The 4,570-nt window shown below is 38.2% G+C and carries 4 protein-coding genes; all 4 read right to left on the bottom strand.

Annotation, left to right across the window (positions count from 1 at the left end; all coding sequences use genetic code 11):
• Positions 1-392: 392 nt before the first annotated feature.
• The 4 genes from OH459_RS27750 to OH459_RS27715 all read right to left on the bottom strand — a co-directional run bounded on the left by OH459_RS27750 (position 393) and on the right by OH459_RS27715 (position 4,011).
• Complete coding sequence (locus tag OH459_RS27750) at positions 393-1,037, bottom strand: hypothetical protein (RefSeq protein ID WP_017819287.1); 645 nt, start codon at positions 1,035-1,037, stop codon at positions 393-395.
• 147 nt (positions 1,038-1,184) lie between these two features.
• On the bottom strand, positions 1,185-2,426 hold the full coding sequence (locus OH459_RS27740) for a hypothetical protein (RefSeq protein WP_061011149.1): 1,242 nt from the start codon (positions 2,424-2,426) through the stop codon (positions 1,185-1,187).
• A 139-nt stretch (positions 2,427-2,565) separates the two neighbouring features.
• The gene (locus OH459_RS27730) at positions 2,566-3,039 is read right to left on the bottom strand and encodes a hypothetical protein (RefSeq protein WP_017819291.1); all 474 of its coding nucleotides are present in this window, start codon (positions 3,037-3,039) and stop codon (positions 2,566-2,568) included.
• 744 nt (positions 3,040-3,783) lie between these two features.
• A complete protein-coding gene (locus tag OH459_RS27715) occupies positions 3,784-4,011 on the bottom strand; it encodes a hypothetical protein (protein ID WP_017819293.1) in 228 nt (75 codons plus the stop codon).
• Between the last annotated feature and the right edge of the window lie 559 nt (positions 4,012-4,570).

Below are 4,570 nucleotides of genomic sequence, written 5' to 3'. Positions count from 1 at the left end.
TTTCTACACTCTCTATGTACCAAAGATGACCTATAGATAGCTCCCCCAATTTAATCGAACAAACATAGTTACCGTCAGTATCAAGCTTATTAGGTAGTCTCATCTCGAAGTCTAGGGAAGCGAACTCAAAAGATTTCCTTTCAGAGTAGCCATAATTGGAGCTGATAGAACCAGCGTATTCTCGTATAAAGTTTTCACGAAAGAGGTCAAAACAACTAGGTTCCATTTCAAATAGACTTATCACTTTACCCTCCTAAATCCTTGGAGTTGATTAAAAACATAACGCCCCGTTAAGGTGCGAGGCATTCACCTAACTTAAAATAGACACCGTAATCACACGGCTAAAATAAAGCAAAAATGCCAAGCGTGCCGAGTCACTCTTAAACGGTTTGTTATACCTCGGTTGCAAACCTAGTTCTTACGGATTGGGCAATAAGAAATCCGCTCATTACTACCCCCAAATAAGCAACTGCTTCGTAGAGTCCAGCTAAGACAAACAGACCAACTACGAATAGAACATAAACCCCACTAGCTATATTAAGTGTCATCCTGTATGTACGGGAGTGATCAAACAAACTGATAATCAAGACCACAAAAGGAAAAGTTATTGCAAAGATCATTGCAGCTAAAGCATAAAGAATCGGATGAGGGGAAACGCTTACCCACTGAATAGTGTCAAGAAAATGAGCAGAAATAGCTAACCCTACCAACGCTCCAATAATGCCTAACCCCATAACAACAGTAGCCTCAACTACTCTAACCGTAAATCGCATAAACAACTTGGTCTTGTCGCTTAGGTCAACGGGTCTTGTTCCTAACCTTGTTACTATTGCGACGAATACGAGTGCTGATAACATAAATAATGCAAAAGTTACTACAGACAATGGTCCTGTGGCTGCTGCCATCGTGTCGTCAGACAAAGGTTCAGAGAAGCCCCAAATAGACCCAATGAAAAGGTTTACAAAAAAACCATAAATTCCAAAAATGAGTAGAGCAACCCCTCCAGATTTAGCTCCAAACTTTGTCAAATACTCCACTTTAAAAAGTTCTCCTTATCGATAGAGGTATAACGCCCTGTTAAGGTGTGAGCAACGCAATACCGAAGCTGCCGCAGACCACCTTAAACACTAAACGCAACGCATAGTAAAAATGCCACGCGTTGCGAATCACTCTTAAACAGTTTGTTATATTTGATATTCAAAATCCTCATCAGTTATCATGGACTGTCCAACTCCGCTTGATAGTATTGATGAAAATTTAGAGTATGACGTGAAGCTTTGGTCGATGGCTATTCCTTCGTGATCTTTATTGTTTGAGTCCGTAAAATTGTAAAATCTACCAATTATCAAGCCAGAGCTTGCGTAGAGTAATTCACCAGCAACTTTTATCACTTGATCTTTTTTATTCTTTATTTCACCTTCTGCACTTTTTATGTTTTCTTCAAAAGACAGATTCACTATTGAATCAAAATCTTGTTGAATCAAGCAATTTATCACACGGTCATCAAAGCCTAGGAAAATAAAATCACCATCAATTTCTAAAAAATCACCCGTACAGTTTTCGATGCCTTCAACTGTATAGTTCTTCTTTTTTTTCTTTAGAGAAACTGGATAAGTAAATTCTTTCCCAGACATAGTCTCAAGTGGTTTCAACGAAAATATAGAAATATTATCAACCAGTTCGATAGTTTTTATTCTCGCATAGAGTGATGTGAGCAAATGCGAACTAGATATAACTCTTAATAAACTCAGATAATAGTTCAATCTAGTCAAAACCTTAAACTTATATGGTTCATATTCAAACTTTATGGGTTCAGGATCTAAAACTGTAGCTTCAGGTTTAGTCGCTTTATCTTGATAGAATGAGGTAACAACACCATAAAGGTAACTAGTATTTTTCTCAGCTCTTTGTGCAGTCTTCTTCTCGAGAATTGAACTAACCATGTTACTTTTCGAAACGCCTTTGAATGTACCTTTAGATTCAACTTGCAAAAATTGATTACCATCACTTGCAATTTGGAAGTCTAATGTCTTAACAATGTTGGTTTCCGGTATTTTCACCCAGTCAGCATGAGTCAGGTTATGAGTTTTACTAATGACAGCTAAAGAAACTCCGATTCCAACTCCTTCAGATATTGATCGTGGAAATGCACTTTCATCTGCTTCTTGGTGTGCGCATAGAAATTCTGACTCTCTATCAATATAATCATTGAACATCCCCCAACGGCTATCGACTTTTAATTTTAAATCATTGAATGTCTTAAACCCTATACGAGACTCGCTTTGCTCACCAAATAAGAAGTAAACAAGAAAGTCAGCTCCGAGATAAAAATCTCCTTTAGTTAGGTTCTCTAAAGTATCACTCTTAGGATACTTTTTTAATAGCTGTCGGTGCTCTTCATCGTGAATATTTACTGTTACTTTCATATTTCCCTCTAAAAATATAACGCCCTGTTAAGGTGTGAGCAACGCAATACCAATGCCGCCGCATACCACCTTAAACACAAAACGCAACGCATAGTAAAAATGCCACGCGTTGCGAATCACTCTTAAACAGTTTGTTAGGCTAATTATTTTCTGCGAACTTATGTTTAACTAACATACTCTTACCGTTTTCTAAAACCTTGCGACCTTCTACCAAATATTCAATTTTTGTGGTTTCATCTCTTTCGAATGCGGTTACGGTAACAACACCGTTGTTAAACTCGACATTATCGACCCCACCACATGCATTCAGCGCAGGACTAAAAGAAGCCTCTCCTTCAGATAGTTTCACAATCGACAAAACCTCTGCACACCCTCTGCCACCAGTAACGCCACGTAAAACAATATAATTGGAGTCATCAGACATACCTAGTAGCTGACCATCAACTTCCAGAAACTCACTATTACCTAACGACTTACCGTTGAGTTTATATGATTGGTAGTACAAGCCATCAGCTTCAATTTGAAAATCGCCAAAAGAAGTGGTGATAACATTTTGAGCATTTACTGAACAAGCTACAACTAACGTTGTTAACGTTAAAATTTTATTTTTCATTATTTTCCTCATTATTATTTTATTAGCCTAACGCCTTGCTAAGGTGTGAGTAACGCAATACAAAAGCTACCGCACAGCGCCTTAATCACCATAAGCCACCGCAAAGTAAAAATGCCACGCGTTACGAATCACTCTTAAGCAATTTGTTAGTACATGCGCTACTTCTATTTATGCGCTCCAAGATATTGAAAAATGGCATGATATGAAAGGCTTTGAACACTGAAGTGAGACGGGCAGCTACAAAACTTAAAATCGATAGAGAGACGAGAGTTGGCTAGAAGAAAAACGCACTGAACTGCCCTACTTTCATTGGCTTCAAATTAGAAAAGGATTCTTTCCTCGTACTTCAACAGCCACACCCAAAATAATCAAGGTTCTCTCAAAAGCCACCACGAAAATGAAGAAGCGCCAAAGAAATAGGCTAAGAGTTAGAAACCGTAAACGGTGAAATCAAAGCGAACACTTCACATATAGTGCCACCGGAAAGAACGTGAAAAGCACTAACTGAAAGGTGTAAAGACGAGCGCCAAAACAGATAAACACCAAAGCTTATGACCTTTAATGCCAAACCCGTACTAACGCCCTGTTAAGGTGTGAGCAACGCCATACCGAAGCTCCTGCATGCCACCTTAAATACAAAACGCAACGCATAGTAAAAATGCCACGCGTTGCGAATCACTCTTAAACAGATTGTTAGTTTTAAGATTCAGCGTTACACCTTATTCGCCTTTAGTTAGATCCTAGTTAACCCTCACAGTGTATGGTGTAGATAGGAGTCTCAGCGCTTACACGCAATAATGTGAATGAATCTGTAGATTCAATCGGTGATAGCATAAGTCTATTTTCTATGGCAGTTTTCACCCGTTCAGCTTCTTCTTGAGAGTCAACTTGAATTAGAAACTGTCCGTTCAAATCCTCATCTAAAGGGTAAATAAAGAATACACCGTCTTCTGCATTAATGCCTAAAATCATTTTTCCGCTTTCCAATACGTGACCAAAGAAAAGTATGATATTAAGCACATAGTGGTTATGCAACTGAAAACTAACGCCCTGTTAAGGTGTGAGCAACGCAATACCGAAGCTCCCGCATACCACCTTAATCACTTAAACCAACGCATGGTAAAAATGCCACGCGTTGCGAATCACTCTTAAACAGTTTGTTAGAGCTCACTGCTCTTTAATCTGGGTAATATGGCTTTAAAACCATTTTAAGCTTATTGCATACGTCCACGTAATATTGATGTGATTCACTACTCCATGAACTCTTTAAACTCAGTATTTCTAGGAACAAGTCTTTACTGGCTAATTGGACTTCCTCTGGCTCAGATTCTAATTGTTCGAGGATTAGCTCGATTTTTGAGAAATGTCCTCCTTGTTCAACTGTAGATGTTACACAACTTAGCATTACTAATCTTTTATAAATATTTATCATATAAACCTCTGACGGCGAGTGAAGAACTCTAATGTATCAGAAAGTTAATTCTCACATTAATTACATAATAGTGATACAGAAGTAATGGTCATTTGAGCT

Source organism: Vibrio sp. MM46, assembly GCF_027587135.1.
Taxonomy (GTDB): Bacteria; Pseudomonadota; Gammaproteobacteria; order Enterobacterales; family Vibrionaceae; genus Vibrio; species Vibrio harveyi.
The sequence above is the reverse complement of the archived record's forward strand: the minus strand, read 5'-3'. Positions and strand labels throughout refer to the sequence as shown.